Raw genomic sequence first — 2937 nt, forward strand, 5'->3', positions numbered from 1 at the left:
CAAGGTCGACGACAAAAAAGCCTTCCGACCTTGACAGGATTTCGGACCGTGTCGGAGCTTATTGCTCCATTTTACTAAATGGCAAATTATCAATAAGTTCGATCCTGATTATCACCTGGCTTTAAGTTTATGTCTCTATCTCCGCAAACCAAAAGGACTATCAGCCGCATTGTTCCCTTCGGGCTTATATGGTTACTTTTAGGCTGGACATTCCTCTTTGTAGAGTATGCTGCGATCGGTCAGGGGAATTACGGCCCGACAACGGCCATACGGATGAGTTCTGATATATTTGTTTTCGCAAGCTTTGTGGTTTTAGGTGTCGGGCTTTTTATAGGTGCTATTGAGGTGGTGTGGCTCAAAAAAGTATTCTCCAATGAGAGTTTCACTACAAAAATTATCTATAAACTCCTGGTCTATTCCCTTTTCCTGTTTACGGTTATTCTTGTTGCTTTCCCCATTGCGGTTAGCATACAATTGCATACGCATGTATTCGATCCCCTGGTCTGGCAGCGGTTTTACGACTATTTGACCAGCCTGGGCAATGTCAGCACGAGTGTGCAAATGGCGGTATCGCTGTTCATCTCACTCTTCTATGCTGAGATCAGTGAAAATATCGGCCAGAAGATATTATTTAACTTTTTTACAGGCAAATACCACAAGCCGGTAGAAGAGAAAAGGGTTTTTATGTTCCTCGACATGAAATCTTCAACCACCATTGCAGAAAAGCTTGGGCACATCAAGTACTTCGAATTGCTTAAAAAGTATTATGACAATCTCTCGGATGCTATTTTGAGAAACCATGGGGAGGTGTACCAGTACATTGGTGATGAAATAGTGGTATCGTGGCCTTTAGAAAAGGGAATAGAAAACAACCATTGTGTCCATTGCTTTTTTGCCATGAAATCAGATTTGAACAAAAGGTCGGGCTGGTACTTAAGTAAATTTGGTGTTGCTCCTACCTTTAAAGCGGGGCTGCACTGCGGCAAGGTCACCACGGGGGAGATCGGCGCCCTCAAGAAGGAGATCATTTTCACGGGTGACGTTCTAAATGCCACTTCGAGGATACAGGGACTTTGCAATACTTATGATGTAGACATCATCATTTCCAAAGACTTGGCCAATGAGTTGCGGCCTGATAAAAAATACAATTTACAACCCATAGGCACTCAGGAGTTGAGGGGAAGGGCTGAGGTTATGGAACTGTATACCGTCTTTTAGTTTAAGAGATCAAGCGTAAAACCTGTGGAGTAAATAGATTGGAAAGTAAAGTAAGTAATGTGAAACTTGCCACTGAAAATCAGTAAACCGTGCTTATTGTTATATTATACGAGTTTGTCTACTGCTTTTGCCGATTGCTATTAACAACTCTCTGTCAGCAAAGAGGTGAAAATTTAGGGTCTCCCCATAAATTCAGCTTGATACATTATAAGGTCCACCCATAGCTATGTGCCCTGGCAGTCCCCCAGCCAATGATGTTAACGTTTAGGTTTATTGCTTTATGGTAGGCCGTATTGTGTACCATAAAAAGATAATCATCACCTTCTGTTTTCACTTGGGTGAGCTGCAATTGGTAGGTTTGTAAAAACTGGTCAAAATGGGCCTGCACACCATTCTCATAGATCTGGCTATCCAGGGTAAACCTGCCGGTTGGGATGGGGTCAGTGATGCCATAATTGTTTTTAAGGATATGCTCCAGCTTCCATACAAACTCTTTGATGACCTCTTTCCAGTCAAAATACATAAAAAGTAGTTTCCTGTTTTTTCCAGGCTCATAGCAATAGTACTCCATAAGACCTAAAAGCGTGTAAGGCTCATTATCTTCTACTTTTTGCGAAGCAAGCCAGTGTCCGAGTTGGGCGCACTCGTCAGGAGTCCATTCGCACAAAGCCGCCAATGTGGTACACTCCTGTATTTTTTCTTTTGAAATGGGTACACGCCGGGCTATTTTCTGCTGCTCCTGACTTTTGACCTGTTCCACTTCCTGCTTCAATATTAAAAAAGAGTGCTCTAACTTATTTAAAAACCCTTCATCTTCGGGGTGAGGCATAGAGGCATCTATGGTTTGGTGCCACTCAAAACCCTGGCCTGCATTAACCCTTCTTACATCCAGATGGCTTCCTATCTGTGCTATAAAATAATATTCATCGGGGAAAGCCGTGCTGAAATCATCCCCAAAGATTATGGCATGAGGCAGATAAATCTCCTGCCCCTTGTATTTATAATAAAAATCTCCCTTCCACAATACCGCCGTTTTAAATCGCTCCTCCCCGGCACCTGACAAATCAAATTGTTTGAATTGATTGTTCGCGGGATCTGCCATGGTTAATATTTCATGGAGCAGCCCCACAGTTACCACATCACTTCGAAAGGGCTTGCCCAGTAGTTCTTTTTTGTTATAATAAACCCTTGCCATTATTGCTTTTTAATCAATAAGAACTCATTTGAAAATCGTTGCTGTAACCACTTGCCAGCATATTTAGAAATTTATACAGCTTCTCCTCCCTGATTTCGGCAGAGAATGATGACTTTAACTTCACCTTCCCGGAGAGTTCTTTTTTCCGGTTTTGAAAAACATAAGCTTTGAACGATTTTCTGCCCAGTTTTACTAAAAGGTAATCCTGCTGCCGGTGCCGATGGTGGTATACCAACGTGCCGGATACAGGTGTGCCTTTCCGGTAGTGGCCCACGCCCAGCAGCTTACCATCCGGGCCGTAGAAGGAGGCCTTTCCATCCCTGTCATTTCCATCGTAGGGTATTACGCTCTTTTTCATGCCATTTCTAAAGTATCGAGTCTTCACGGACCTATCTGAAGGCAGTTCGTACGTGACTTCAAAATTAATCTGCTCATGATCATAGTCCCGGTAAGCTACCTTCTTCACCGGGTACCCAGTCTCATAGTACGTCAGAAGCTTTCCTTCTATTTTTACTCCTTTATAA

3 protein-coding genes are annotated in these 2937 nt (G+C 42.9%); 1 reads left to right on the forward strand and 2 read right to left on the reverse strand.

Annotation, left to right across the window (positions count from 1 at the left end):
- Positions 1–129 precede the first annotated feature (129 nt).
- Complete coding sequence (locus E1163_RS01260; RefSeq protein WP_155168712.1) at positions 130–1218, forward strand: adenylate/guanylate cyclase domain-containing protein; 1089 nt, start codon at positions 130–132, stop codon at positions 1216–1218.
- Between the two features lie 205 nt (positions 1219–1423).
- Here E1163_RS01260 and E1163_RS01265 read toward each other — a convergent pair whose 3' ends face one another.
- The gene (locus tag E1163_RS01265) at positions 1424–2413 is read right to left on the reverse strand and encodes a hypothetical protein (protein WP_155168713.1); all 990 of its coding nucleotides are present in this window, start codon (positions 2411–2413) and stop codon (positions 1424–1426) included.
- Between the two features lie 13 nt (positions 2414–2426).
- Positions 2427–2937 (reverse strand): toxin-antitoxin system YwqK family antitoxin (locus E1163_RS30290; RefSeq protein ID WP_221417896.1); only part of this gene is annotated, 511 nt, incomplete at its 5' end.

It is taken from the genome of Fulvivirga kasyanovii (genome assembly GCF_009711405.1).
GTDB classification, from domain to species: Bacteria; Bacteroidota; Bacteroidia; order Cytophagales; family Cyclobacteriaceae; genus Fulvivirga; species Fulvivirga kasyanovii.